Raw genomic sequence first — 613 nt, 5'->3', positions numbered from 1 at the left:
GGTCGCCCTGGAAGGGATACGTCGGCAGGTCCGGATGCGGCACCACGCGATCGGCATGCACGGTCACGCCCTCGACGAACGCCCGCCCCACCGCCGCCACCACATCACCGAGACCACCATGATCCCGACGCAACGTCCCCAACACCGCGAACACACCCCCCGCATCATGCCGCAACACCGTCTCCTCCAACGGCACCACCAACACCGGATGCGGACTCACCTCCACGAACGCCCGATACCCCGCCCCCACCAACGCCCGCACAGCAGCCCCGAAATCCACCGTGTGCCGCAGATTCCGATACCAATACCCCCCGTCCAACACCACACCCTCAACCCGCCCCCCCTCCAACGACGAGAAGAACGGAACCGAAGACACCACCCCCCTCACCGGCGCCAACACCTCCGCCAACTCCCCCTCAACCGCCTCCACATGAGCCGAATGCGACGCATAATCCACATCGATCCGCCGCACCCGAACACCCGACCCCTCCGCGAAGGCGACAAGCTCGTCCAACGCATCCGCATCACCCGACACCACAGTCGACGTCGGCCCGTTCAACGCCGCCACCCACACCCGACCCGCCCAACGACCCGCCAACTCCCCAGCACCCTC

General features: G+C 67.0%; 1 protein-coding gene. It reads right to left on the bottom strand.

The features are described from left to right. Positions 1-568: acyltransferase domain-containing protein (locus BIV23_RS45185; protein WP_245790961.1), on the bottom strand; the 568-nt coding region annotated here is incomplete at its 3' end. Positions 569-613: the final 45 nt, after the last annotated feature.

The sequence above is a fragment of the Streptomyces monashensis genome, from assembly GCF_001866665.1.
Classification (GTDB): Bacteria; Actinomycetota; Actinomycetes; order Streptomycetales; family Streptomycetaceae; genus Streptomyces; species Streptomyces monashensis.
The sequence above is the reverse complement of the archived record's forward strand: the minus strand, read 5'-3'. Positions and strand labels throughout refer to the sequence as shown.